The organism is Variovorax sp. Varisp36 (assembly GCF_047304235.1).
In the GTDB taxonomy this organism is placed as follows: domain Bacteria; phylum Pseudomonadota; class Gammaproteobacteria; order Burkholderiales; family Burkholderiaceae_C; genus Variovorax.
Genome location: NZ_JBGLYU010000006.1, coordinates 62893 through 89667 on the forward strand (window position 1 = coordinate 62893; position 26775 = coordinate 89667).

26 protein-coding genes are annotated in these 26775 nt (G+C 66.4%); all 26 read left to right on the top strand.

From position 1 onward, the window contains the following. Window positions 1-10: 10 nt before the first annotated feature. The 26 genes from ACCD11_RS05740 to ACCD11_RS05865 all read left to right on the top strand — a co-directional run bounded on the left by ACCD11_RS05740 (window position 11) and on the right by ACCD11_RS05865 (window position 26372). The gene (locus ACCD11_RS05740; RefSeq protein WP_413312857.1) at window positions 11-1570 is read left to right on the top strand and encodes an acetolactate synthase large subunit; all 1560 of its coding nucleotides are present in this window, start codon (window positions 11-13) and stop codon (window positions 1568-1570) included. A 52-nt stretch (window positions 1571-1622) separates the two neighbouring features. After that, window positions 1623-2417, top strand: a complete 795-nt coding sequence (locus ACCD11_RS05745; protein WP_413312858.1) for an SDR family NAD(P)-dependent oxidoreductase — start codon at window positions 1623-1625, stop codon at window positions 2415-2417. Window positions 2418-2440: 23 nt separating this feature from the next. After that, complete coding sequence (locus ACCD11_RS05750; RefSeq protein WP_413312859.1) at window positions 2441-3496, top strand: WD40/YVTN/BNR-like repeat-containing protein; 1056 nt, start codon at window positions 2441-2443, stop codon at window positions 3494-3496. Beyond that, the gene (locus ACCD11_RS05755; RefSeq protein ID WP_413312861.1) at window positions 3489-3968 is read left to right on the top strand and encodes a VOC family protein; all 480 of its coding nucleotides are present in this window, start codon (window positions 3489-3491) and stop codon (window positions 3966-3968) included. Before ACCD11_RS05750 ends, ACCD11_RS05755 begins: the two co-directional genes overlap by 8 nt. 50 nt (window positions 3969-4018) lie before the next feature. After that, window positions 4019-4624, top strand: a complete 606-nt coding sequence (locus tag ACCD11_RS05760) for an amino acid synthesis family protein (protein ID WP_192322820.1) — start codon at window positions 4019-4021, stop codon at window positions 4622-4624. Between the two features lie 9 nt (window positions 4625-4633). Continuing rightward, window positions 4634-5503 carry an alpha/beta fold hydrolase gene (locus tag ACCD11_RS05765; protein WP_413312864.1) on the top strand — a complete coding sequence of 290 codons (870 nt, stop codon included), beginning with the start codon at window positions 4634-4636 and terminating at the stop codon, window positions 5501-5503. Further along, entirely contained in the window at window positions 5500-5796 is a 297-nt protein-coding gene (locus ACCD11_RS05770) for an NIPSNAP family protein (RefSeq protein ID WP_145745758.1), read from the top strand. The genes ACCD11_RS05765 and ACCD11_RS05770 overlap by 4 nt, the downstream gene beginning before the upstream one ends. 26 nt (window positions 5797-5822) lie before the next feature. Next, window positions 5823-7505: a bifunctional 3-(3-hydroxy-phenyl)propionate/3-hydroxycinnamic acid hydroxylase gene (locus ACCD11_RS05775; protein ID WP_413312866.1), complete on the top strand. Its 1683-nt coding sequence runs from the start codon at window positions 5823-5825 to the stop codon at window positions 7503-7505. Between the two features lie 13 nt (window positions 7506-7518). Continuing rightward, complete coding sequence (locus ACCD11_RS05780; protein ID WP_413313018.1) at window positions 7519-8946, top strand: NAD-dependent succinate-semialdehyde dehydrogenase; 1428 nt, start codon at window positions 7519-7521, stop codon at window positions 8944-8946. 25 nt (window positions 8947-8971) lie between these two features. Beyond that, window positions 8972-10447: an NAD-dependent succinate-semialdehyde dehydrogenase gene (locus tag ACCD11_RS05785; protein ID WP_307614368.1), complete on the top strand. Its 1476-nt coding sequence runs from the start codon at window positions 8972-8974 to the stop codon at window positions 10445-10447. A 6-nt stretch (window positions 10448-10453) separates the two neighbouring features. Continuing rightward, entirely contained in the window at window positions 10454-11050 is a 597-nt protein-coding gene (locus ACCD11_RS05790; protein WP_413312868.1) for a nitroreductase family protein, read from the top strand. Between the two features lie 196 nt (window positions 11051-11246). Next, window positions 11247-12710, top strand: coding sequence for an APC family permease (locus tag ACCD11_RS05795; protein WP_307614625.1), 1464 nt, complete (start codon window positions 11247-11249; stop codon window positions 12708-12710). Between the two features lie 73 nt (window positions 12711-12783). Next, window positions 12784-13719 (top strand): LysR family transcriptional regulator, encoded by a 936-nt coding sequence (locus ACCD11_RS05800; protein ID WP_413312869.1) that lies wholly within the window; start codon window positions 12784-12786, stop codon window positions 13717-13719. A gap of 263 nt (window positions 13720-13982) precedes the next feature. Continuing rightward, window positions 13983-15983 (top strand): conjugal transfer protein TraG, encoded by a 2001-nt coding sequence (locus ACCD11_RS05805; protein WP_413312870.1) that lies wholly within the window; start codon window positions 13983-13985, stop codon window positions 15981-15983. Then, window positions 15980-16450: a CopG family transcriptional regulator gene (locus tag ACCD11_RS05810; protein ID WP_413312872.1), complete on the top strand. Its 471-nt coding sequence runs from the start codon at window positions 15980-15982 to the stop codon at window positions 16448-16450. Before ACCD11_RS05805 ends, ACCD11_RS05810 begins: the two co-directional genes overlap by 4 nt. Beyond that, window positions 16434-17489 carry a P-type conjugative transfer ATPase TrbB gene (gene trbB / locus ACCD11_RS05815; RefSeq protein ID WP_413312873.1) on the top strand — a complete coding sequence of 352 codons (1056 nt, stop codon included), beginning with the start codon at window positions 16434-16436 and terminating at the stop codon, window positions 17487-17489. The genes ACCD11_RS05810 and trbB overlap by 17 nt, the downstream gene beginning before the upstream one ends. Beyond that, entirely contained in the window at window positions 17486-17818 is a 333-nt protein-coding gene (locus ACCD11_RS05820; protein ID WP_413312875.1) for a TrbC/VirB2 family protein, read from the top strand. The genes trbB and ACCD11_RS05820 overlap by 4 nt, the downstream gene beginning before the upstream one ends. Further along, the gene (locus tag ACCD11_RS05825; RefSeq protein ID WP_413312877.1) at window positions 17815-18099 is read left to right on the top strand and encodes a VirB3 family type IV secretion system protein; all 285 of its coding nucleotides are present in this window, start codon (window positions 17815-17817) and stop codon (window positions 18097-18099) included. The genes ACCD11_RS05820 and ACCD11_RS05825 overlap by 4 nt, the downstream gene beginning before the upstream one ends. 25 nt (window positions 18100-18124) lie before the next feature. Then, window positions 18125-20623, top strand: coding sequence for a conjugal transfer protein TrbE (trbE, locus tag ACCD11_RS05830; RefSeq protein WP_413312879.1), 2499 nt, complete (start codon window positions 18125-18127; stop codon window positions 20621-20623). After that, entirely contained in the window at window positions 20620-21384 is a 765-nt protein-coding gene (gene trbJ, locus ACCD11_RS05835) for a P-type conjugative transfer protein TrbJ (RefSeq protein ID WP_413312881.1), read from the top strand. The genes trbE and trbJ overlap by 4 nt, the downstream gene beginning before the upstream one ends. Before the next feature lie 9 nt (window positions 21385-21393). After that, on the top strand, window positions 21394-21702 hold the full coding sequence (locus ACCD11_RS05840) for an EexN family lipoprotein (RefSeq protein WP_413312883.1): 309 nt from the start codon (window positions 21394-21396) through the stop codon (window positions 21700-21702). Between the two features lie 4 nt (window positions 21703-21706). Beyond that, on the top strand, window positions 21707-23038 hold the full coding sequence (gene trbL / locus ACCD11_RS05845; RefSeq protein WP_413312884.1) for a P-type conjugative transfer protein TrbL: 1332 nt from the start codon (window positions 21707-21709) through the stop codon (window positions 23036-23038). A 25-nt stretch (window positions 23039-23063) separates the two neighbouring features. Beyond that, complete coding sequence (trbF, locus tag ACCD11_RS05850) at window positions 23064-23777, top strand: conjugal transfer protein TrbF (protein WP_413312886.1); 714 nt, start codon at window positions 23064-23066, stop codon at window positions 23775-23777. Beyond that, entirely contained in the window at window positions 23774-24817 is a 1044-nt protein-coding gene (gene trbG / locus ACCD11_RS05855) for a P-type conjugative transfer protein TrbG (RefSeq protein WP_413312888.1), read from the top strand. The genes trbF and trbG overlap by 4 nt, the downstream gene beginning before the upstream one ends. Continuing rightward, window positions 24814-26127, top strand: a complete 1314-nt coding sequence (locus ACCD11_RS05860; protein ID WP_413312889.1) for a TrbI/VirB10 family protein — start codon at window positions 24814-24816, stop codon at window positions 26125-26127. The genes trbG and ACCD11_RS05860 overlap by 4 nt, the downstream gene beginning before the upstream one ends. Then, window positions 26124-26372, top strand: a complete 249-nt coding sequence (locus tag ACCD11_RS05865) for a DUF2274 domain-containing protein (protein ID WP_413312890.1) — start codon at window positions 26124-26126, stop codon at window positions 26370-26372. Before ACCD11_RS05860 ends, ACCD11_RS05865 begins: the two co-directional genes overlap by 4 nt. Window positions 26373-26775 lie beyond the last annotated feature (403 nt).

The window sequence follows — 26775 nt, forward strand, 5'->3', positions numbered from 1 at the left end:
GAACAAGGCAATGAAGAAAATGACCGGCGCCGAGGCGCTCTGGCTCGCGCTTGCAGGCGAAGGTGTGGACACCTGCTTTGCCAATCCGGGCACCACCGAACTCGACCTGGTGCGTGCACTGGAGCAGCGCGATGAAATCCGGTGCGTGGTCGGCCTGCAGGAAAACGTCTGCACGGGAGCGGCCGACGGGTACGGCCGCATGCTCGGGCGTCCCGCGGCAACGCTCCTGCACCTGGGGCCGGGGTTTGCCAACGGCATCGCGAACCTGCACAACGCGCGGCGCGCACGTACGCCGATCGTCAACCTCGTCGGCGATCACGCCAGCTGGCATTTGCCATATGACGCGCCGCTGACCTCCGACATCGAATCGCTCGCGCGGCCCGTCTCTGGCTGGGTGCACCGCATCGACAGTGTCGACGACAGCGCGGCCGCGGCCGCCGAGGCTGTGCGACAAAGCGTTGCAGCAGGTGGGCGCGGCACGACGCTGATCTTCCCCGCCGATTTTCAGGCGGGCGATGTCACGCAGGCCGCCAAGATCGAAAGGCCTGGCGCCACCAGCACGAGCGCCGAGGGCGGCCCCGACACAGCACAATGCATCGAGCGCCTGCGCGCAGCGCGGCGCGTGGTCTTCCTGTTGGGCGGTGGCGGAGAACTCTCTGGCTTGGGTCAGCGCGCTCAGCGCGCGACGGCCCGCCTGTGCACGCTGCTGGGCGCACAGGCCTATGCCGAGACCTTTCCGTCGCGTTCAGAGCGCGGGCAGGGGCTGCCGGCCTTCGATCGGTTGTCCTACTTTCCCGAGCCGGCGCGCGAAGTGCTGGATGCGGCCGAACTCGTCGTGCTCGTCGGCGCGCTGCCGCCGGTGACGTACTTCGGCTATGCGGGTCACCCGAGTTTGCTGGTCGATGCCGAACGGTTGCTGGTCATCAGCGAGCCGGGGCAGCCAGTGGCCGGGCGGCTCGAGGAAATGGCCGATGCCCTGGGGGCGCCGGCCTACCAGGCGGCCGTGTCGTCGCTGCCGGACGCGCCCGAGGGCGCGCTGACGCCGGCCAGGATCGCAGCGGTTCTGGCGCGCGAATTGCCGGCGGGCGCGATCGTCTCGGTTGAGGGCGGGACTTGCGGCTACCCCTTCTATGCGGCGTCTTCGGCCGCCCGTCCGCATACCACGCTCACCAACACCGGAGGTGCCATCGGGCAGGGGCTTCCCGTGGCGATGGGCGCGGCCATCGCCTGCCCGGAGCGCAAGGTGGTCGGGCTGCTGTCGGACGGCAGCACCCAGTACACGATCCAGACGCTGTGGTCGCTCGCGCATGAAGACCTCGACGTGGTCGTGCTGATCGCAGCGAACCACCAGTACGCCATCCTGCGCAACGAACTGCGGCGCGATGGCGCGGCGCTCGGCACACGGGCGGAGGCCCTGACTGCGCTGGATCACCCGCGCATCGACTGGGTGGGGCTTGCCGAGGCCTACGGCGTCCCCGCAACGCGCGCGCACACCGCCCAAGAACTGACCGAACAACTTCAACGCGCGTTCGGGCGAAGCGGCCCTGCGCTCATCGAAATGGCCCTTTGAGGGCGCAACGTCCGGGCGCCGGCAGGCGGCCTGCATCAATCAAGGAGAACATATGGATCTGAAACTCAGGGGCAAGGTCGCGGTCGTGACCGGCGGCAGCCTTGGCATTGGCCGGGCCGTGACGCAGGCGCTGGCGGCCGAAGGCGTGCGCGTGGCGATCGTGGCGCGCAGCAAGGAACCGCTCGAACAGGCGGCGCGCGAAATCAGCGAACAAACCGGCATCGAGATTCTTGCTGCGCCCGCGGATGTCAGCAGCACCGAGCAGGTCGACGCCATGATGAGCAGGGTCGCGGCGCATTTCGGCCGAATCGACATTCTCGTCAATGGGGCTGCCCACCCGGGCGGTCTGGTGCGCAGCGAGATCGAGAACGCCAGCCCCGAAGGGCTGCTGGAAGACATCAACATCAAGGTGGTGGGCTACATGCGCTGCGCCAAGGCGGCCGCGCCCCACATGCGCAAGGGCGGCTTCGGCCGCATCATCAACATCGGCGGCCTCACGGGCCGCGGCAGCAAGCAACTCTCGGGCATGCGCAACGTGGCGATCTGCCACTTGACCAAGACGCTTTCCGACCAACTCGGCCCGTCGGGTATCACGGTCAACGTGATCCATCCCGGCGTGGTGGAAACACCGCACATCTACGAGCTCTACGCCAAGGAGGCCAAGCTACAGGGCCTCACGCCGGATCAGGTGGAGGCGAACTACGCCAAGGCCACGCCCATTCGCCGCGTGCTGCAGCCCAACGAGATTGCCGATGCCGTGCTGTTCCTCGCCTCCGAACGAGCGGGCGCGATCACCGGAGAGTCGATCGCGGTGGACGGCGGCATCACGCGCGGCATCTTCATCTGAGCAAAGCGAAGGAGCACTCAATCATGCAAGGAACGATTCTTGTGGGAACCGCGGGGCAGGGCATCCTGCGCAGCGCAGACGACGGCGCGACATGGCATCGCCTCGGGTTGAAGGAAGCCATCGAGTTCGATGGCGTCGTGCGAAGTCTTCTGGTGGACCCTCGGGACCCGAACCGGATCTTCGCGGGTGCGGACGCCGGCATTTGCCTGAGCGAAGACGCGGGTGCGCATTTCAGGCGCCTCGAATCGCCCGCGAACGGAATGCATGTCTGGTCCATCGCGATCGACCCGCGCGACTCCAGTGTCATCTACGCAGGAACGGGCGCGCCTTCTCGCGCCGCGATGTTCCGCTCGCTCGATGGGGGTCAGAGCTGGACGCGGCTTGGCATCGAATTGCCGGAGTTCTGCGGCGGCGTAAACCGTCCGCGGATCCTCACCATCTGCGTGGACGCCGATGACGGCGCGGTGTGGTTCGGCGTAGAGGAGGGCGGTGCCTGGCACAGCCTGGACCAGGGCGAGACCTGGCGCCGCGCGGACGATGCGCAAAGCGGCATCCTCAACGGCGACATCCACGCCATCACCATCCTTCCGGCCCGCGGCGGCCGGCCCAAGACCCATCTGCTCGCCACGGTGAATTCGGTCTATACCAACCGCGACGGTGGCTACGGGCCGTGGGCCGCGGAAAGTTCGGCCGATCGCTTCGATGGCATGTACTACACCCGCACGCTCGCACCTCTGGAGGGCGCGGAGGACGTGCTGCTGGTGGCCATCGGCGATGGCACGCCGGGCACGCGCACGCAGATCTACCGCTCGCTCGACCGTGGCGCGACATGGTCGGCGGCACTGCTTCATGCGGTGCCCAACTCCACGTTCTGGGCGTTGGGAACGCACGCCGCAGACCCTCAGTTTGTGTTGGCCGGCACCAAATACGGCCACCTCTTCCGTTCCATGGACGCGGGAAAAACCTGGTTCAAGGACTGGCGCGACTTCAGCGAGATCACCGCAGTGGCATGGACGCCGGTCGTCGCCGCCGTCAAGGCGCACCCGAAATCCACTCTCGGGGCGAAGCCACATGACTGATACGACGACCCGGACCGTGCGCCCGAAGATTCGCCGCACGCACCTCTCGCTCTTTGTGTCGAACCCCTTCGCATCGGCAAGTTGGTACGAGCGCGTGCTGGGCATGCAGGAAACCGCGCGCGGCGAGCAGTGGGTGTTCATGAGCTTCGGACAGAAGCACCATGACATCGCGTTGATCCGCCCGGAGCCGGGCATCGTTGTGGGCGGCTGTGCGCTGCAGCACTACGGCCTGGAAATCGATGGCGACATCACGGAACTGCGGCGGCTCTACGGGCAACTGCTCAAGGCCGGAGTGGAGGTGATCAAGACCACCGACCACAAGGTGGGTTACGGCCTGTACTTCAACGACCCGGATGGTCATCGCTTCGAGTTCTTCTGCGAAACCGTCCACGACGATGAGGAGGGCAAGCGAGTGCTGCATAACTACAACGCGCCTAGCGACCACTTCGAACTGGAGCCGCTGTACGACTGAGTGCGGCGCGCTTTCCCCTTCCTGTTCTTCAACATTCACACATCATTCTCATGACCAAGTCAGCCAATTTCAGCGTCTTTCACATCCGCAAGTGGTACCTGCAGATCGAGGACACCCTCGCAGGCGAAACCGGCGCGCCGGCCGATGGCGACCCACTGCGCAAGATCGTCATTGCGGCCTCCATCCACAACCCGTTCGCCGGCAGGTTCGTCCAGGACCTGTCTGCCTGGATCGAGCCGTCGCCTGAACTGGGGCGCGAGTTCGGTCGCCGCATCCAGGAGGCTGCCCAGGGCCGCGCGATCGAGAGCTACGGCAAGGCCTGCCTCGTGGGCATCGACGGCGAGTACGAGCATGGCAACGCGCTGCTCACCAATCCGGCAGCCAACCCGATCCGCGACGCACTCGGCGGCGGCAAGTCCTGGGTGCCTTCCACCGGAAAGCGTGGCGGTCCCGGCGCCGCGATCGACATCCCGCTGGCGCACAAGGACGCGCTGTACGTGCGTTCGCACTACGACACCGTGACCGCCCAGTTCAGCGACGGCCCCAACCGCGACGAGGTCATCGTCTGCTGGGCTTTCGCCACCCGCGGACGCCTCAACGCGCGGCTGGGGGGCCTGAAGGCCTCCGAGGTCAAGGGCCAGGACGGCTTGTATTGAAAGACGCACATGGAGCGGCGCGACTACATGCTGGCCCTGTCGGGGCTGAACTTCCACGTCAGCGAGTGGGGGGCGGAACAGGGATGGCCCGTCGTCATGCTCCACGGCATTCGCGGCTACGCCGAGACCTTCGCTGGCATCGCGGCGGCCCTGCATCCCGGCTTCCGCGTCATTGCGTTCGATCAGCGCGGGCGCGGCGGCTCTGACTGGGACCCCGCTCACAACTACTATGCCGACGCCTACGTGGCGGATGTGGAGGCCATCGTTCAACAGTTGGGGCTCGACCGCTTCGACCTGTTGGGTCACTCCATGGGAGGCATCAACGCGATCGTCTATGCCGCGCGCCATCCCGGGCGTGTGCGGCGCCTGGTGATCGAGGACGCCGGCCCCGGCGCCTTCGAGACGAGCGACGGCGCGACACGCATCCGCAAGGAACTCGCAACGACGCCGGAGCGCTTCGAGTCCTGGGAGGCCGCCGGCGAATTCATGCGGGCGCTGCGTCCCACGGTGAGCGAAGAGGCCCGGCAGCAGCGCTTGCACAGCATGCTCAAGCCCCTGCGCGAGGGCGGCTACACCTGGCGCTACGACCATGCCGGCATTGCGGCGACGCGGCTGAACCCCGACCCGGCGCGTGTCGTTGATCTTGAGCCGTGCCTGTCGGCCATCGGTTGCGAGACCCTGGTGATCCGCGGGGGGCGATCCGACTACCTGCAGCCGTCGATGGTCGAGCGCATGCAGGCGTTGAATCCGCGCATCGCGAGCATCGAGATCCCGGACGCCGGCCACTACGTGCATGACGACCAGCCGGCCTTGTTCCAGCAGGCGGTATCCCATTTTCTCGATCGGGGTCTGTTCCATGCAGGAAAGGGCGCACCGTGATCCACGAACTTCGAACCTATACCCTCGTACCAGGCGGCACGCGCGAGTACTTGCGCATCTACAACGAGACGGCGCGAGCGCTGCAGACCCGCATGCTGGGCAACCTGGTGACGCTGATGACGCCGGAGAGTGGTGATCTCAATCAGCTTGTCTTTCTCTGGGCCTATGACAGCCATGAAGAGCGCGCGCGTCGACGTGCCCAGTTGATGGCCGACGCCAGCTTCACGGAGTTTCGCAAGAGCGTGCGCCACTTGCTGGTCCGGCAGGACAGCCGCCTTCTCACCGCCGCCTGAGTCGGCGGGCACGGAGACAAGAACCTATGAAAATCCCCACGGACATTCCGGTGCTGATCGTCGGCGCGGGCCCGGTCGGCGTCTCCATCGCCAACCTGTTGGGCCACTACGGCACCGCTTGCTTGGTCGTCGAGCGCAACCTGCAGGTGCTGAACTATCCCCGCGCGGTGGGCCTCGACGATGAGGCGCTGCGCACCTTCCAGGCGGCCGGCCTGGCCGAGGCGATGCTGCGCGACATGATCCAGAACGTGCCGATGCGCATGTACACCGCCGGCAAGCGCTGTTTTGCGGAGATCCTGCCGAGCACGCGCGAGTTCGGCTGGTTTCGCCGCAATCTCTTTTCACAGCCGCTCGGCGAGCTGACGCTGCGCCAGGGGCTCGAACGCTTCCCGCACGTGAACCTTTGTCCCGGCGTGGAACTGGTTCATCTGGTCCAGGACGATGAGGGCGTGACGGCGACCTTGCGCGACGCAGAGGGGGCCGAGCACCGGGTGCGCGCAGGCTACCTCGTGGCATGCGACGGCGGACGCAGCATAGTGCGCGAAGGCATCCTCAAGTTGCCTTTCGAAGGGCGCACGCATCCAGCCAAGTGGGTGGTGATCGAATGCGACCACGATCCCCTGGACGCGCCCTATACCGCGTTGCACTGCGAGCCTCAAAGGCCCTACGTGTGCCTGAGGCTCCCCTATGGGCTGCGGCGCTGGGAGTTCATGCTGTTTCCGGGCGAAGACGGCGAGCAGATGCTGCAGCCTGAGAAGGTGCGAGAACTGCTGGGCCGGCATGTGGCAGAACCCGACAAGCTCAACGTGATCCGCGCCCGCGTGTACACGCACAACTCTCGCGTGGCCGGCGCGTTCGTCGTCGGGCGCGTTTGCCTGGCCGGGGATGCTGCACACATCACGCCGCCATGGATCGGCCAGGGGTTGAACGCGGGCCTGCGCGACGCCTTCAACCTGGCCTGGAAGCTAGCCTGGATCCTGCAGGGACGGATGAAGCCCGGGTTGCTGGCGAGCTATCACGAAGAGCGCCACGCGCACGCCAAGGCGATGATCGATCTGGCGGACTTGTTCGGCTCCGTGCTGTCCCAGCGCAACCGCTTCGTGGCCTGGATGCGTGACCGTTTCTTCCTGTCCATCAAGAACATTCCGCGCGTGCGCGACTACGTGCTGCAGATGAAGTTCAAACCCATGCCGCGCTTTACAAAGGGTGTTGTCCTGAACAGTGGCGATGCGCGGAGCGACGAATTGGTGGGGCGCATGTTCATCCAACCCAACGTCGAGCGCGAAGCCGGGCGCACCCAGCGCCTGGACGATATGGTCGGTGCGCGCTTCGCGCTGCTGAGCTGGTGCGGCGACGCACTGGCGGGTGCACCCGCCTGTTTGCGGGAGCAGCTCGAGCGTCTGGGCTGCGACCACTATGTCGGCGTGCGCTCGCGCAGCATCAGGAGCGAGGCCTGTTCTCACGTGCCGGTCCAGCCATCGGGAACAGTGATCGAGGACGTGGAGAACACGCTGCACTTCTGGTTCCAGGCCAAAGGTGTCGACTGGGTGCTGATCCGCCCGGACCGCTTCATCGCGGCCGCTGGCAAGGCGGGCGATTCGGTGCCGCAGCTTTCGACATTTTGCGAAACCGTACTGCCGCCAACTGGCTCTGTTTTCGCCGGCTCGGCGAGCGCCTCCGAGCAGTCCCGCTTGCCGGCGCATGCCTGAGGAAACCATGATGTTGTATCCCGAGCTTTCCCTCTATGTCGGCGGCCGCTTTCTGAATGGCGATGGCCGTCCAGGACAGGACGTGCGTGATCCCGCCACCTTTGATCTGCTCGGGCGCCTGCCCTGGGCAACGCGCGAGGACGTCGATGCGGCACTGAGGGCCGCACACCGGGCGTTCCAGTCCTGGCGGCGCAGTTCGCCGATGGAGCGTTCCGAGGTGTTGCGCAAGGCGGCAGCGCTGGCACGCGAGCGCGCCAGCGAGATCGGGCATGGCATCACGCTGGACAACGGAAAGCCATTGCCGGAAGCAGTGGCCGAGGTGCTCAACGCCGTCGAGCATATCGAATGGCACGCGGAGGAATGCCGTCGCATCTACGGCCGTGTCGTGCCATCGCGCAATCCCGCGGTGCGCCAGCTCGTGGTGCGCGAGCCGGCAGGCGTCTGCGTCGCATTCAGCCCTTGGAACTTTCCATTTGGCCAGGCGATGAAGAAGGTCGTGGCCGCGATCGGCGCCGGTTGCACCGTCGTGCTCAAGGGGCCGGAAGAATCGCCAAGCGCCATTGTGGCGATGGCTCGCTTGTTCCACGACGCGGGACTGCCCGAAGGCGTGTTCAACATCGTGTGGGGCGTGCCAAGCGAGATCTCGCGCCAATTGATCGAATCGCCCCTGGTGCGGGTCGTCTCGTTCACCGGCTCGGTTCCGGTGGGCAGGCATCTCGCGGCGCTCGCGGGCTCGCACATGAAGCGAATGAACATGGAACTCGGCGGTCATGCGCCGGTTCTGGTATTCGATGATGCTGACGTAGAGCAGGCCGCGACCCTGCTTGCGCGACTGAAGACCCGCAATGCCGGCCAAGTGTGCGTCTCGCCCTCGCGCTTCTTTGTCCAGGCAGGCATCCACGACCGCTTCGTGGCCAGTTTCGCCGATGCGATGCGCGGCGTGAAGGTGGGCCATGGCTTGGAAGAGGGCGTCCAAATGGGGCCACTGATCCACGAGAGGCGCCTGCAAGCCATACGCGAACTCGTGGACGACGCAGTGCAGGCGGGCGCGCAGGTGCTCGCAGGCGGCGGTACATTGGGCGAGCGCGGCCATTTTCACGAGCCGACCGTGATCGCTAACGTGCCGCAGCACGCTCGCGTCATGCGTGAGGAACCATTCGGACCCCTGGCCGCCCTCGCGCGTTTCGATACGGTGGACGATGCATTGCGCCTGGGCAACGCGCTCCCTTTCGGCCTGGCTGCCTACGTCTTCACGCAGTCGATCCAGACCTCGACGCGCGTGGCCAACGAACTGGAGGCCGGCATGGTCAACATCAACCATTCCGGCATGGCGCATCCCGAGCTGCCTTTCGGCGGCGTGAAGGACAGCGGCTTCGGCAGCGAGGGCGGCACCGAGTCCTTCGACAGCTTCCTGGTGACCAAGCTGATCACCCAGATCTGAAACCTCAACCCCGAGTTCCTGCACCATGTTGAACCTGCGAGACCCTTCTCTGCTTCGAGAGCAATGCTTCGTGGCGGGTCAGTGGATATCTGCCGCCCGAACCATCGCCGTCACCAACCCCGCCAGTGGCGCCGTGGTGGCTCACGTACCGCGCCTGGGTGCCACCGAAACCCGCCAGGCGATCGACGCCGCGAATGGTGCGTGGCCCGCATGGCGCGCGCGCACGGCCCATGACCGCTCGGCGCTGCTGGCGCGCTGGCACGCGCTGATCCTGGAGAACCAGGACGACCTCGCCAGAATCATGACTGCCGAGCAAGGCAAGCCGCTGGCGGAAGCGCGCGGCGAGATTGCCTACGCGGCGTCCTTCATCCAATGGTTCGCCGAGGAGGCCAAGCGGGTCTACGGCGAGACGATTCCTTCGCCGATCTCCACCCAGAGGATCGTGGTGACCAAGGAGCCCGTGGGTGTGTGCGCGGCAATCACGCCCTGGAATTTTCCCGCTGCGATGATCACGCGCAAGGCGGGACCGGCATTGGCCGCGGGTTGCGTCATGGTCGTCAAGCCGGCGAGCCAGACACCGTTGACGGCGCTTGCTCTCGCGGCGTTGGCCGAACGTGCAGGGATTCCTTCGGGCGTGCTGTCGGTAGTCACCGGGTCGGCTGGCGACATCGGGACGGAGTTGGCGACCAATCCGTTGGTGCGCAAGCTTAGTTTCACCGGCTCCACCGAAGTCGGGCGACATCTGATGCAGCAGACCGCGGCGACAGTAAAGAAGGTGTCGATGGAACTGGGAGGCAATGCACCTTTCATCGTCTTCGAAGATGCAGATCTCGACGCCGCGGTGGAAGGGGCCATCGTGTCCAAGTTCCGCAATGCAGGCCAGACCTGCGTATGCGCCAACCGGCTGTACGTGCACTCCAAGGTCTACGACCAGTTTGCACGCAAGTTGGCGGACGCGCTGAAGGCGCTGAAGGTGGGGTCCGGCGAGGAGGAGGGCGTACGCATCGGGCCGTTGATCGACGACGCGGCCGTGCGGAAGGTCGAGGAACATCTGGCTGACGCGCTAGAAAGAGGGGCGCAGGTGATCACCGGTGGCGGCAGGCATGCGCTGGGGCGCAGCTTCTTCGAGCCGACCGTGCTCGTGGGCGTCACCCAGGCCATGCGCGTCGCGCGCGAGGAGACCTTCGGGCCGCTCGCGCCCCTGTTTCGCTTCGAGACAGAAGACGAAGTCGTCGCGATGGCGAACGACACCGAATTCGGCCTGGCAAGCTATTTCTATGCACGCGATCTCGGCCGCGTGTGGCGTGTCGCGGAGCGCCTCGAGTACGGCATGGTTGGCGTGAACACCGGGCTGATCTCCAACGAGGTGGCGCCGTTCGGCGGTGTCAAGCAATCGGGCCTCGGACGCGAGGGATCGCGCCATGGCATCGAGGACTACTTGGTCATCAAGTACATCAACATGGCGGGAATCGAGAGCCCGCGAACGAATCAACTCAACTAGGAAACCATGACTGAAGCACGCCAGCCCGATCACCCGATCAATTCCCTGTTCGTCGACCGCTGGTCGCCGCGCGCATTCACGGGCGAGCCGATTGCCAGGCCCATGCTGCTGAGCCTGCTGGAAGCAGCTCGGTGGGCACCCTCGGCATACAACGCGCAGCCATGGCGCTTCATCTATGCGCAGCGCGAGACCCTCAGTTGGGAGCCGATCTTTGCTACGCTGGTGGAATTCAACCAAGGCTGGGCCCAGCATGCAGCTGCACTGGTGGTCATCGTGTCGGCCAGGCAAGCCGTGTTTCCAGGGCAGACAGATGCCGCGCCCAACGCATGGCATTCGTTCGATGCCGGCGCGGCGTGGGCCAGCATCGCCTTCCAGGCCACGCTCGCGGGCTGGTCCGCCCATGGGATGGCGGGCTTCGATGCAGATCGGCTGCGAAAGGCCGCAGGCATTCCAGACACCTACGCGCTGGAAACGGTGTTGGCGATTGGCAAGCAGGGCGACAAGGCCTTGCTTGCCGAGGGGCTGCGCGCTCGCGAGATGCCCAACGGACGACTGCCGCTGACCCAATTGGCAGCCGAGGGGCGGTTCACTTTCAGCGAATGAAGCATCGGCTGGATGTGCCACGACTGGTCTCGCGCACAACGGCCGCGCAATGGCTTGCCGATCCGGGATACCGCGCAGCAGGCTTCTATTCATAGACTGCCGGCCACCCCTCTGCTGCAACCGAGCAGGTTCGCGCCCACCCGCAATTCCGGCTTCGAACATCGCATGCCGAGTCAGGAGACAGTACATGGAAGTTATGAACACCTTGTTGGAGCGGCCACAGGAGGCTGCCGCAGTCCGCTCCACCACTCTGCGCCGTTCAACGCTCAGCGCGGGGTTCATCACACTGCTGGTGATCTCGGCGGCAAGCCCATTGAGCGTTGTCGCTGGCGGCTTTCCACTTGGGATCATGCTGGGCAACGGTGCCGGCACGCCCGCGCTGGTTGTTGTGGCGCTGGCGCTGCTGCTGCTGTTCGCCGCGGGCTACACGGCGATGGCCACTTGCGTCACGAGTGCAGGGGGCTTCTATGCCATGGTTGCCCGCGGCCTTGGTGGAAGCGCCGGCGGCGCTGCGGCGATGGTGGCGATCCTGGGCTACCTCACACTGCAATTCGGGCTATACGGCCTGCTGGGCGCTGTCTCGTCCGAGGCCTTGCTTGCCCAGTTTGGGCTGAGTGTTCCATGGTGGGCTTGCGCACTGGCAGCCATGGCGACGGTAGCGTACTTCGGCTATCGCCAGATCGACTTCTCCGCGAAGGTGCTGGCCGGCTTCGTCGTTGCGGAATATGCGGTGGTGCTGATTCTTGATGTGCTGATTCTCAGCCAGGGAGGGGCGGACGGTATCAACTTCAAGTCCTTCACCCCGCAGGTGATCGCTGGCGGAAACCCGTTCATCGGATTGCTCTTCTGCTTTGCGGCCTTCATAGGCTTCGAGGCGACGACTATCTATAGCGAGGAAGCCAAGGATCCCAAACGCAGCATCCCGATCGCCACATACGCCGCGCTGTTGCTCGTGGGCGGCTTCTACTCGTTCTCGCTGTGGTGCCTGGTGCTGGGTGCCGGCACTGACAAGGTCGCTGCCACGGTTGCTGCCTTGGGTGACCCAACGAATTTCCTGTACACCTTGTCAGATACCTATGCGGGATCGCATTTGACCATGATCCTGCGCGGCATGTTCATCGTCAGTATCTATGCAGGATTGATCGCATTTCACAACTCGACCGCGCGCTATTTCTACTCGATGGGACGTGAACGCTTGCTGCCATCACGGCTCGGCTGGACACATCCCAGGCACAAGAGCCCGCATATTGCTTCGCTGTTGCAGACGGCCTTGTGCGCCGCCGTGGTGATCGGCTTCGCCGTGGCCCGTGCAGATCCGGTCCTGACGATGTTCTCGTGGCTGAGTAACCTGGCCACGGTCTGTGTGCTCTTGCTGATGATCGCCACCGCGATCTCGGTGATTAGGTTCTTTCGCCGCGCATCGCACGGTTATGGCAAGGTCCGGATCCTGCTGCTGCCGGCGTTGGCGGGAATGGGGCTTTGCGTGGTCCTGGTGCTTGCGGTTGCGAACTTCCATATTTTGACGGGCGCCAGCGAAAGGAGTGCTCTCGCTTTGATCGGTCTGTTGCCGATCGCAGCGTCTGTCGGGTGGTTGGCGGCAGGTCGACTCAAGCGCCGTGACCCCGCGCGTTTCGCGAATCTCGGCCAAGATCGCGACTAGGATGACTTGATCGGTTGATTGAGATGGCACCGCAACTCGAAAGTTCGAAGCGGCTCGCTCCGACATCGGCACCATGGCCGCCCGTGACCGAGTTCTGTCTTGCCTCATTGCTCGCGCGCAGATGATCGAACTGCGCCACCTTCGCCATTTCATGGCCGTTGCAGAGGAACTGAGCTTCCGTCGCGCCGCCGAGCGAGTCCATATCGACCAGACTCCACTGTCGCGAACCGTCCGTGACCTGGAAGACCGAATGGGCGTGGCTCTTTTAATTCGAAAGCCCCGCAGACTCGAGCTCACTCCCGCAGGTGCCAAATTGCTTGATCATGCGCGAGGACTTTTCTTGCGTCTGGAGCGCATTAAACGCGTCATACGCGAAACCGATGCACGCTATCGCGAGCCCTTGCGCATCGGCGCGGACGACAGCACGGTGCAGCCCAGGCTGGCCGAATGCCTGACCCGCTGGCGGGAGCTTGTCCCCGATATCCCAGTGGAGCTGACGGAAATGCGCCCGGCAGAACTCTTGGCCGCGCTGCGCAGCGAGGAGATGGATGCAGGGTTCTCCTTCGGCCTGCCAGATAGTGAAGCCATCGCACAACATGTGGCCTGGATGAGCCCCATCGTGGCGTTGCTTCCAAGAGCACATGAACTCGCCTGCCGCGAGGTGGTTTCCCTTGCCGAGTTGTCATCCTTCCCCGCCATCGCCTGCAGTGCTTCCTACCATCCAGGACTATGTCAGCAGATGAAGGCGGTACGTCGGCGATATTCTGTAGCTCCGACAATCGTCGGGGAGGCTCGCACACTGACTGGCTATCTGACCCGTGTGGCGGCAGGTCAGGGGGTTGGGGTTGCAGATGCTGACCACATGCGGGCACTGCGACGTACGGACGTCGTGGTCGTGCCGCTCGCCGAACCGGTGCACTTCACAACCTACGTGCTGCACAAGCACCGGCGCAATGGCCTGCCCGAATCGCTGCAACAGTTTCTTACCCACGCCACAGCTTTGAACTGAACGTTACGGTGCGGGATTGCAAGGCGAACTGCCTCGCTCCAACAGCCATGGAGTTGTCGAGCTGCCCGTGGAATGCTCCCGTCATGACAGCCTGAAGGCTCATGCACTCAGCAGAAGAAGGAGTCGCAAGCCAGTCCCACGCCAACGTACGCCACGCCACGCCCCCATGGGTGTGCCGCCCGGCGGCTTGATTCCAGACTCATGCCTGCGTGCCGCAGCGGCACACATGTGCTGGAACTCATACGCCTGGGAGGTGGCGCCCTATGCCGACAGCAGCGACCGGCATCCTGTTCGGACAGATATTCGTGGTGCTCGGCGTCGCCTTGGGCGGGGTGTGGGCGGCCACGCAGTGGACGGCGCACGCGCTGGGTTACCAATCGAGGCTCGGGCCCTGGTGGTTCGAGGTTTCCGGCGTGCCAGTCTACGAGCCGTGGAAGCTGTTCGCGTGGTGGTACTCCTACGAGACCTATGCGCCCCAGGTGTTCAAGCGTGGTGGGGTCATAGCCGCATTGAGCGGGATGTCGGCGACGGGCGCAGCCATTGCGATGGCCGTATGGCGCGCGCGGATGGCCAAGCGCGTCACAACTTACGGTTCCGCGCGCTGGGCCGAGCGTGAGGAGATCGACAAGGTCGGACTGACGAAGCCGGCAGGTGTGTTCCTCGGCAAGACTTCGGACAAGAGCGGCGCCTATCTGCGTCATGAGGGCCCAGAGCATGTGATGGCGTTCGCGCCCACGCGCTCCGGCAAGGGCGTCGGGCTCGTGGTGCCCACACTGCTGTCCTGGCCCGGCTCGGCCGTCATCCACGACATTAAAGGAGAAAACTGGAATCTCACGGCCGGCTGGCGTGCGCGTTTCTCGCACTGCCTGCTGTTCAACCCGACCGATGCGCGCTCCGCGGCCTACAACCCGCTGCTCGAGGTGCGCCGCGGCGCGCATGAGGTGCGCGACGTGCAGAACATCGCGGACATCCTGGTCGATCCCGAGGGCGCGCTCGAGCGGCGCAACCACTGGGAGAAGACCAGCCATGCGCTGCTGGTCGGCGCGATCCTGCATGTGCTCTACGCGGGTGAGGACAAGACGCTGCGCGGGGTCGCGAATTTCCTTTCCGATCCCGCATGTCCCTTCGAGGTCACGCTGCACCGGATGATGACGACGCGGCACCTGGGTGAGGACATCCATCCGGTCGTTGCCTCGGCCGCGCGCGAGGTGCTCAACAAGAGCGACAACGAGCGCTCCGGGGTGCTGTCCACCGCGATGAGTTTCCTGGGCCTGTACCGCGACCCGACGGTTGCCGAGGTCACCTCGCGCTGCGACTGGCGCATCGCCGATCTAATCTCGGCGGAACATCCCGTGTCGCTGTACCTGGTCGTTCCACCCTCGGACATCAGCCGCACCAAGCCGCTGATTCGCCTGATCCTCAACCAGATCGGCCGGCGCCTGACCGAATCGCTCGACGGCTCCGATGGCATCGCGCGTCTCCACAAGCTGCTGTTGATGCTCGATGAGTTCCCGGCTCTGGGCCGGTTGGACTTCTTCGAGTCGGCGCTGGCGTTCATGGCCGGGTACGAGCTTCGCGCCTTCCTGATCGCGCAGTCTCTCAATCAGGTCGACAAGGCCTATGGCCCGAATCACTCGATCCTCGACAACTGCCATGTGCGCATCGCGTTCGCCACCAACGACGAGCGCACGGCCAAACGGATCTCGGAGGCGCTGGGAACGGCTACCGAATTGCGTGCGCAACGCAACTACGCCGGGCATCGGCTCGCGCCGTGGCTTGGCCATCTGATGGTCTCGCGCCAGGAGACGGCCCGGCCGCTGCTGACGCCGGGCGAGGTGATGCAGCTGCCGCCCGACGACGCGGTGTTGATGGTCTCGGGCCATCCGCCGATCAAGGCGAGGAAGCTGCGCTATTACCAGGACCGCAACTTCACGCGGCGTGTGCTGGCACCACCGGCGCTGGCGGCGGGCTATTACGCGGATCGTCCCACGACACGGCCCGACGATTGGAGCGGACTGGCGCCGCTGAGCGCGCCCGAGTCTTTGTCGTCAGCCGATGCGGCTGGTTTCGCCGACGAGGGAGGCCAACAGCTTAAGCCCGAGCTGGAGGTCGTGCGCGACCCTTCGGTGCTACAGGAGGACGACGGGCTGCTGGTGCTCGATGACGAGGACGACGTGCCGCTGCGGCCGCGCGACGTGGACCGTCAGCTCACGCGTACGGCGCGCCTCGCCGCGCTGGACCCTGACGACGGGATCGCGCTATGAGCCGGACCCGCCTGAATATCTTCATCGAGCCAGAGCACGCCAAACGGCTGGATCGGTTGGCGGTGCACAAGGGTGTGTCGAAGTCGGCCGTGATTGCGGCTGCGCTCGCTTCGTTCCTGTCGCCAGATGGCGGCGACCAGCGCGAGTCGGCGATCGCCAAGCGCCTGGACCGGCTTTCGCGCCAATTCGACCGACTGGAGCGTGACCAGAACATCCTGATCGAGACGGTGGCGCTCTATGTCCGCTACTTCCTCACTGTTTCGATCCCGGTGCCCGAAGGCCAGCAGGAAGCCGCACGCGCGCAGGGGCGAGCCCGCTTCGCCCAGTTTGTCGAGCAGCTTGGCCGCCACCTGCAGCGCGGGCGCAGCCTGGTGCGGGAGGTCCATGAGGAGATCGAGCCCGAATCGGCGCCCACACACGCAGGGCAGAGAGCAGCAGAGGAGGCCGCCGATGGTCCAGCCGTCTGATCGTTTTTCGGGGTCGTCGCCAGGCGCCGCGAACAACGCAGCGGACCGTCGCATCCGCATGCTGCGCACGGCCATGGGGCCGGAGATCGCGGCGGCCCTCGCGGATCCGGAGGTCGTGGAGGTGCTGCTCAATCCCGATGGCTCGCTGTGGGTGGATCGTCTGGGGACCGGCCGCACGCCGACCGGCGCGGCGCTGCCGCCGCCCGTGGCCGAACGCATCATCCGCCTCGTGGCCGCGCACGTGCGCGCCGAGGTGCATGCCGGTACGCCGATCCTCTCGGCCGAGCTGCCCGAGACCGGCGAGCGTTTCCTGGGCGTGCTGCCGCCGGTGGTGCGGGCTCCCTCGTTTGCGATCCGCAAGCGGGCGCTGCGCATCATGAGCCTGGCGCAGTATGTGAAAGACGGCATCCTGACCGCTGATCAGGCGGGGTTCCTGCGGCAGGCGGTGCGTGAGCGCTTGAACATCGTGGTGGCCGGCGGCACCAGCACGGGCAAGACGACGCTCGCGAACGCGCTGCTCGACGAGATCGCCGAGACGCGCGACCGCGTCTTGATCCTCGAGGACACCGTGGAGCTGCAATGTCGCTCGGACGACCACGTGAGCATGCGCACCGAGCCGGGCGTGACCACCATGGCCGACCTGGTGCGCGCCACCCTGCGGCTGCGGCCCGACCGCATCGTCGTCGGCGAGGTGCGTGGCGCCGAGGCGCTGGACCTGCTCAAGGCGTGGGGCACCGGGCATCCGGGCGGCATCGCCACCGTGCATGCCGGCTCCGCGCTGGGCGCGCTCACGCGGCTGGAGCAGCTGGTGCAGGAAGTCTCCGTGACCGTGCCGCGCGCCCTGATCGCCGAGGCGGTCCACGTCATTGTCTTCATCGCCGGGCGCGGCCGCGCCCGGCGGGTGCGCGAGATCGCGCGCGTGATCGGCCACGACAACGAGGGATATCAGCTCGATACCTCGGCGGTGCCTGGCTTCCCGTTGCTCTCTTCATCTCGTCCTGCCCCATCAACCCCGTCGTCTCCTGGAGAACCGTCATGACGATTTCACGCAATTCCGCAAAACCTCTGCTGCACACGGCGGCAGCGGCAATGCTCTTGCTGGCCGCCGCGCTGCCCGCGCAGGCGGCCGGTTCCAACATGCCCTGGGAAGCGCCGCTGCAGTCGATCCTCGATTCCATCCAGGGGCCCGTGGCCAAGATCGTCGCGGTGATCATCATCATCGTGACCGGGCTGACATTGGCCTTCGGCGACACCAGCGGCGGCTTCCGCCGGCTGATCCAGATCGTGTTCGGCCTGTCGATCGCGTTCGCCGCCTCCAGCTTCTTCCTCACCTTCTTCAGTTTCTCGGGTGGGGCGGTGCTGGCATGAGTGAGTCGACTGCTTTCTCACCGGGGCACGCGCCCGGCTTCGAGATCCCGCTGCACCCGTCCCTCACCGAGCCGATCCTGCTGGGCGGCGCGCCGCGCACCGTGGCGATCGCCAACGGCACGCTGGGCGCCGCGGTCGGCCTCGGGCTGCAGCTCTGGCTGCCGGGCATTGCGCTCTGGGTTGTCGGCCACGCGCTGGCGGTCTGGGGCGCTCGGCTGGACCCGCAGTTCATGCAGGTTTTCGCGCGGCACATCAAGCAGCGACCGCTGCTGGATGTGTGATGTGGTGAGGGAAGACGCCGGCGCCATGCTGAATCTCGCCGAATACCGCAAGCGCCCGGCGCTGCTGGCCGACTGGCTGCCTTGGGCCGGGCTGGTGGCCCCCGGGATCGTGCTCAACAAGGACGGCTCGTTCCAGCGCACGGCACGGTTCCGCGGACCGGATCTGGACAGCGCGACGCAGGGCGAACTCATCGCCACGTCGGCGCGGTTGAACAACGCGCTGCGCCGGCTCGGCTCGGGCTGGGCGCTGTTCGTGGAAGCCGAGCGGCGCGAGGCGGCTGGCTATCCCGAGTCGTCGTTCCCCGAGGCGCTGTCCTGGCTGGTCGACGAGGAACGCCGCGCCGCGTTCGAGGAGGACGCCAGCCACTTCGAGAGCCGCTACCACCTGACCTTGCTGTACCTGCCGCCCGAGGAGGCGAAGGCACGCGCCGCGGGGCTGCTCTATGAGCGCCCAGGGACAGACGTCCAGGATGGATCGGGTGCGTCGGACGGGACGGATTGGAAGAGTCGGCTGGAAGCCTTCGTGTCCGAAACCGAGCGTTTCCTTGGCCTGCTCGAAGGCGTGATGCCCGAGATCGACTGGCTCGACGATGCGCAGACGCTGACCCACCTGCACGGCTGCGTGTCCACGCGTCGGCATGCGGTCGCGATGCCCCAGATGCCGATGCACCTCGATGCGCTGCTGGCCGACGAGCCGCTGACGGGCGGGCTGGCACCGATGCTCGGCGGTCGGCACCTGCGGGTGCTGACGGTGCGCGGCTTCCCGACCTCGACCTGGCCGGGCCTGCTCGACGACCTGAACCGCCTGGGCTTCGCCTACCGCTGGAGCACGCGCTTCCTGTGCCTCGACAAGGCCGAGGCGGAGAAGGAACTCGTGCGGCTGCGCCGCCAATGGTTCGCCAAGCGCAAGAACATCGTGGCGCTGCTGCGCGAGACCATCTTCCAGCAGGAGAGCCCGCTGGTCGACTCGGATGCCTCGAACAAGGCGGCGGATGCCGATGCGGCGCTGCAGGAACTGGGCAGCGACCAGGTGGCCTTCGGCTACGTGACCGCCACCGTGACGGTGCTCGAGGCCGACGCGGCGGCGGCCGACGAGAAGCTGCGTGCGGTCGAACGCACGATCCAGGGCCGGGGTTTCGTGACGATCCCCGAAACCCTCAATGCGGTCGAGGCCTGGCTGTCGTCGATTCCGGGCCATGTCTATGCGAACGTGCGCCAGCCCATCGTCTCGACCTTGAACCTCGCGCACATGATGCCGGTTTCGGCCGTGTGGGCCGGTCCCGAGCGCAATGCGCACCTCGACGGCCCACCGCTGATCGTCACACGCACCGATGGCGCCACGCCGTTCCGGCTGGTCACGCACATCGGCGACGTCGGGCACACGCTGGTGGTCGGTCCCACCGGCATGGGCAAGTCGGTGCTGCTCGCCACGCTGGCGCTGCAGTTCCGACGCTATGCCGGCTCGCGCATCCTGGCCTTCGACATGGGGCGCTCGATGCGCGCCACCGTCCTGGGACTCGGCGGCGAGCATTACGACCTCGGGGCCGATGGAGAGATCGCTTTCCAGCCGCTCGCGCGCATCGACCAGGACGGGTACCGCACCTGGGCGGCGGAGTGGGTGGAAGGACGGCTTCGGCAGGAGGGCCTCGAGGTCGGGCCGGCCGAGCGGGAGATGGTATGGTCGGCGTTGGCCAGCCTCGCCACCGCGCCGCTCGAGCAGCGCACGATGACGGGCCTCGCGGTACTGCTGCAATCGAATGCCCTGCGCCAGGCACTGGCGCCGTATGTGCTCGGTGGTGCGCACGGACGGCTGCTGGACGCGGACCGGGACCGGCTGGGAGCCTCCTCCATCCAGTGCTTCGAGATGGAGGAGCTGATGCACAGCAAGGCGGCCGTACTCGCCGTGCTGGGCTATCTCTTCGCGCGTTTCGAGGAGCGCTTCGACGGCGCGCCGACCCTGCTGATCCTCGACGAGGCCTGGTTGTTTCTCGACGATCCCGTGTTCGCCGCGCGCATCCGCCAGTGGCTCAAGACGCTGCGCAAGAAGAACGTCTCGGTGATCTTCGCGACGCAATCGCTCGCGGACATCCAGAACTCCAGTATCGCGCCTGCGATCGTCGAGAGCTGCGCGAGCCGGATCTTCCTGCCGAACCCGCAGGCCACCGAGCCGCAGATCCGCGTGATCTACGAGGGCTTCGGGCTCAACCGTCGGCAGATCGAGATCGTCGCCACGGCGCAGCCCAAGCGCGACTACTACTACCAGTCGCGCCTTGGCAACCGGGTCTTCGAACTCGGGCTCGGGCCGGTGGCACTGGCCTTTGCCGGCGCTGCCTCGCCCGAGGACCAGCGTGAGATCGACCGCGTCCAGGCCTCGGTGCTGGCGTCGCCGTTCGCGCGCATGCCTTCAGTATTCGCGGCGGCCTGGCTGCGCCACCGTGGCTTGGGCTGGGCCGCCGACCTCATCCCTTCGTTTCCCTCTGCATCACCGTCTCTTTCCTCAACCCCGCAGGAGAAATCACCGTGAACCTCACGTCCTCGTTCAAGCCCCGGATCGCCGCGCTGGTCGCGGCCGGTGCGATCGCTTTCGGTGTGGCCCCGCCGGCGCATGCCATCTTCGGTGTCGGCGACACCGTGTTCGATGCTTCGAACTTCATCCAGAACATGCTGACGGCGGCGCGCGCGCTGGAACAGATCAACAACCAGGTCGAGCAGCTGCAGAACGAGGCGCAGATGCTGCGTAACCAGGCGAGGAACCTTCAGGGCCTGGACTTCAGTGCGCTGTCCGAGCTCAAGTCGACCCTGGCGGCCACGAACCAGCTGATCCAGCAGGCCCAGGGGCTGGCCTTCAACGTCTCGCGCATGGAGGAGGAGTTCAAGCGCCTCTATCCCGAGTCCTTTTCGGCGGCGCTGTCCGGCGCGCAGATGGCCGGCGATGCGCGACAGCGCTGGCGCAACTCGCTGGAAGCCCTGCGCACGGCGACCCAGGTGCAGTCGCAGTCGATGCAGAACTTCGCGTCGGACGAGCAGGCACTCACGGACCTCGTGAACCGCAGCCAGTCGGCCACAGGGGCCCTGCAGGCGATGCAGGCGACCAACCAGCTGCTGGCGCTGCAGTCGCGCCAGGCGATCCAGGCGCAGCAGTTGCAGATCACGCAGGACCGCGCCGCGGCGCCGGAGCAGGCGCGGCAGGTGGCGGTGCAGGAGCGTGCGCGCGAGGTGCGCCGGCGCTTCATGGGCAGCGGCACGCCGTACACGCCCTACAGCGTCAACTTCTACGGCAACTGAGGGGCGTCCATGAAGAATCTGATCTTCATCATCACGGCCGCCGTGGTCCTGCTGCTCGCCGGCTGCGGCAAGTCCGAACAGACCCAGCCTGCGATCGAGTCCGTCGAATCCCTGGTCGCGAATCCTGAGCGCCTCCGGGACCTGCGGGCTCAGTGCAAGGCCGATCATGCCCGGATGGGCGACGCGCAGTGCCATGCGGTGGCCGAAGCCACGCGCCAGCGCTTCATGCGTGGCGGCCCGTCGCCTTACGCGGGCGAGCCGGTGCCAGCGCCGGCAGCCCCTGCGTCAGTGCCGGCCGACGCGAACGCCAAGGACTGACGCCATGAACGATGTCGCGGTCATCGATCGCTTCCTCGATGTCTTCTCACGCTACATCGATTCGGGCTTCGGCTTGCTGCACGGCGAGGTCGCGTTCCTCACGGCCACGCTGGTCGTGATCGACATGACCTTGGCCGGGCTGTTCTGGGCCATGAGCCATGCGAGCGGGCAGGGCGACGACGTGATCGCGCGGTTGATCCGGAAGGTGCTCTATGTGGGAGCCTTTGCTTTCATCATCGGCCACTTCAACCAGCTGGCGGGCGTCCTGTTCCGGTCGTTCGCGGGGCTGGGCCTGGTGGCGTCGGGCTCCGGCCTGACGCAGGCGCAGTTCCTGCAGCCGGGCCGGCTCGCGCAGGTCGGCATCGAGGCGGGGCGGCCGATCATGGAACAGATCAGCGAGATGACGGGCTTCCCCGAAACCTTCGCGCATCTGGACACCATCGCCGTGCTGTTCCTGGCCTGGCTGGTGCTGATCGTGAGCTTCTTCGTGCTCGCGGTGCAGCTCTTCGTCACCCTGATCGAGTTCAAGCTCACGACCTTGGCGGGCTTCGTGCTGGTTCCCTTCGCGCTGTGGAGCAAGACCGCGTTCCTGGCCGAGAAGGTGCTGGGCAACGTGGTGTCCGCCGGCATCAAGGTGCTGGTGCTGGCCGTGATCGTGGGGATCGCCGCGGGCCTTTTCGCGGAGTTCCGCACGCCGCCCGGGACCGAGCCCTCCATCGACCATGCGCTGACGATCATGTTGGCGGCGCTCGCGATGCTGGGTCTGGGGATCTTCGGGCCGGGGATTGCGACCGGGCTGGTGTCGGGTGCGCCGCAGCTCGGTGCCGGTGCGGCAGCGGGAACGGCCCTGGGTGCGGCGGGCTTGGTGGTCGGGGGTGGCGCGGCTGTGGCGACTGCGGGTTCCGCGGTGGCCGCGGGGGCGCGCATGGCGCCCGGCGCGGCGCGTGCGGCCATCGGCGGCGGCGCGAAGTCGGCCTACCGGGATGGCGCGGCATCCAGCGGTGGCGGCGTGCGCGCGGCCGGTGCCGGCCTGGCCCATCTCGCGAAAACCAGTGCCGGTGCTGTCGGCCAGCGCGTCGCGTCCGGCGCCCAGGCGGTCAAGGCTCGCGTGGCGAACTTCGTGGCCGATGCAGCAGCGCCCGTCGCCGCGGGGAATGCAGCATCTGCCGCTGTGGACGAGGCCGGCACACCGCCCCCCGAGCCCGCATGGGCCCGGCAGATGCGACGCAGGCAGCAGCTGAGCCATGCGGCCTCGACAACGGCGCACGTCCTGCGCTCGGGCGACCACGGCGGCAGCGGCACCGGCCCGAGCCTGCGCGACGACAGCAACGCCTGATCCGGCTTCTTGAGGAGAACCATCCATGCGATTCAAGCGACCCCAGGTGCGGTACTCGGACACGCCCGAGCCCGTCACCCCCTATCAAGCCGCGGCGCAGGTCTGGGACCAGCGCATCGGCAGTGCGCGCGTGCAGGCGAAGAATTGGCGATTGATGGCCTTCGGCTGTCTATCGATGGCCCTGCTGATGGCCGGCGGGCTGGTCTGGCGCTCGGCGCAGTCCATCGTGACGCCCTATGTCGTCGAGGTCGACAGCGCGGGCCAGGTGCGCGCGGTCGGCGAGGCCGCGACGCCCTACAAGCCCAGCGACGCGCAGATCGCACACCACCTGGCGCGCTTCGTCACCGACGTGCGCTCGCTGTCGATCGATCCGATCGTGGTGCGGCAGAACTGGCTCGAGGCCTACGAATACACGACGGACCGCGGCGCCGCGACCCTGAACGACCACGCGCGTGCCAACGATCCGTTCTCGCGCATCGGGGAGAACTCGGTGGCGGTGCAGATCAACAGTGTGGTGCGCGCCAGTGATGCCTCGTTCCAGGTGCGGTGGACGGAGCGGCGCTACGTCAATGGCGAAGCGGCAGGGCTCGAGCGCTGGACCGCGGTGCTCGCGATCGTGCTGCAGACGCCGCGCACCGAGGAGCGGCTGCGCAGGAACCCGCTGGGCATCTACGTCAACGGCCTGTCCTGGAGCCGCGAGCTCGATGCGACAGATACAGCCAAAGGAACCAAGCCATGAAGACTGATTTCCGTAGAGGCGTATCTGCGCCGATCCTGCTGAGCGTGGTGGCGGTCGTCGCGGGCTGTGCCACGCAGGGCAAGGCACCGCCCGCGATCTCGCTGGACGAGCCGGTGGCCGTTGCTGCGCAGCCGTTGCCGGAACCGACCCCACCCGTCGAGGTGGTCGAGGTGCCGAAGCCCTTGCCGCTGCCCGGGCAGATGAAGGCGTTGCCGAGCGGGCAGGAATCGAAGCCGGCGCCGGAACCCTCCGACGAGAAAGTCCGTGTCTCCCGGGCCAACGAAGACGCCCGCGTCGCGCCGACGCGCGAGGGTTACGTCAACGCGATCCAGGTCTGGCCCTATGCGGACGGCGCGCTCTATCAGGTCTACACCAGTCCGGGCCGTGTGACCCTCGTCGCGCTGCAGGAGGGCGAGGAACTGGTGGCGGTTTCGGCCGGCGACACGGTGCGCTGGATCGTGGGCGATACGGTCAGCGGCAGTGGGGCGCACCAGCGGGTCAACGTGCTGGTGAAACCCACGCGCGTGGGCCTGAAGACGAACCTGGTCATCACGACGAACCGGCGCACCTACCTGCTGGAGTTGTCCTCGACGCCGCAGGCCTGGATGGCGTCGGTGTCGTGGGACTATCCGAAGGACCGGATGCTGGCCTTGCAGAAGCAGGCGAGGGAGGCGCAGGCCGCGGCGCCGGTGGATGCAGGCCTGTCGGTGGAGCAGATCCGGTTCCGCTATGCGATCAGCGGCGATGCGCCGTCCTGGAAGCCGCTGCGCGCCTTCGACGACGGGCAGCGGGTCTACATCCAGTTTCCAGGGGGGATCGCGCAGGGCGAGCTGCCGCCGCTGTTCGTGATCGGGCCGCAGGGCGACGGGCAGTTGGTGAACTACCGCTTCCGCTCGCCGTACTACGTGGTCGACCGCCTCTTCGGCGCGGCGGAGCTGCGGCTGGGCGGCATCAAGGGCGGCAGGGCCGAGGTGGTGCGCATCGAGCGCACGGATGGCGCGATCGGCAGCGTACAGGGCGCGCGGAGCGGTGGGTCATGAGCGCGGAAGAGACCGTGCCGCCCCTGTCGTCCCAGGTCGCGGCCAAGGTGGCGCCGGAGACGGTGGCCCTGCGAGCGCAGCCGCGGCCGGTCATGCGGCTCAATCGCCGCATGCTGGCGGTCGGCGCCGGCACCCTGGCCGCGGCTGTGCTCGGCGGCACGATGTGGTCGCTGCAATCGCAGAAGCGCGAGCGCAACCCGGCGGCCGAGCTGTACAACGTGGACCGCGTGGCCCGGGCCGATGGGTTGGACCAGTTGCCGAAGGACTATGCCGGGATGCCGCCGGCGTCGAAGCCGGCGCCCCCGGTGCTGGGTCCGCCACTGCCAGGAGACCTCGGGTCGGCCATGGCGAAGGCGCAGCCGCTGATGGAGGCGAGGGCGGGGCAGGGCGTCGATCCAGAGCAGGCCGAGCGGTTGGCAGACCAGGAGGCGGCGCGGTCCTCGGTGTTCTTCCGGCGCAGCGGCGACGGAGCCGCCGTGAAGCGGGGGACGGCCGCCGAGCGGACCATGCCCGCTGCCCCCGCGGATCCGTCCGGGCTGACGGGGGGTCAGCAGCCGTTCAATCTCTTGGGCGCGATGAACGCTGCCGTGGCTTCGCCGATCGATCCTGCGATGGCGCAGAACCGCCAGGACCGCAAGGAAGCCTTTCTCGCGAATGCCGGTGACACGGCCACGCGCAATCCGGGCAGCCTCCAGCTACCGGCTTCGCCTTACCAGGTGATGGCGGGAACCGTCGTCCCGGCGGCGCTGGTGACGGGCATCAACTCCGACCTGCCGGGGCAGGTGATCGCCAATGTGACCGAGGCGGTCTACGACACGGCGACGGGACGCCACCTGCTGATCCCTCAGGGCTCGCGGCTGATAGGTCGCTACGACAGCCAGGTGGCGTTCGGGCAGCGGCGCGTGCTGCTGGTGTGGACGCGGCTGATCCTGCCGGACACGTCGTCGGTGGCGCTGGACCGGTTGCCGGGGATCGATCCGGCCGGTTACGCCGGGCTGGAGGACGGTGTTGACTGGCATTGGGATCGCATCCTGGCCGGTGCGGCGCTGTCGACGCTGCTTGGCGTGGGGGCCGAGTTGGCGGCGCCAGAGAGTCGGACCGATCCGGACGGCAATCGCCTCGTGATCGCCGTGCGCGAGGGTGCACAAGACACGGTGAACCAGGTCGGGCAGGAGATCACAAAGCGCAACGCGAGCATCCAGCCGACACTGACGATCCGCCCGGGGTTTCCGATGGGGGTGATGGTGAACAAGGACCTCGTCCTCCGACCGTATAAGTCGCCGTTCTTCAAACGCGGGGGTTTGCGATGAAAAAAACCAAACTTCGGCTGGGCCCACTGCCGAAAGCAGAGGTGGTAAAGCTGACGATCTCAGTGTCTGCTGAACTGAAAACGACGCTGGATCGGTACGCGGAACTGCACAGCCGGGAATATGGAAAGATCGTCGATGCAACTGCGCTGATCCCTCACATGCTGTACACATTCATGGCTCGCGACAGGGAGTTTAGAAAGTTGGCGGCCAATCCGTTGTCGGATGTTCAGTGCGGGGAGCTGTGAATTGCTACCTTTGAAAGCTGGGCATGGAGGTTGATGCAGTTGCTGCATGGCTCTCGCACGTTTACTTGCTGCTTAAATCGGCCTTGGAAGACATCCCTTCAGTGATCCTGCGGCAGATGGCGACCGCCGGGAACCAAGCTCTCTCGAAAGTCCTCTCCGGGAAAGTCAGTTCAGCGCGGAATTGAATTCGCGCTTCACAGGATCTTGCATCGCGCAAACGGGTCCTCGAACATCATGTGCGAAAACGCGGTGTGGTCCCGCAGGTCACCGAGATCGGCTCGAAGTGCCGATGGCGGTGCGCTATCCAACCCTAGGATGGACGAACCGCCGACCCAAAACCTCGCACCTCCATGAGTGCTGTCACCGAGCGTGCCGCATTCATCTCTCGCATCCAGGGACGTGT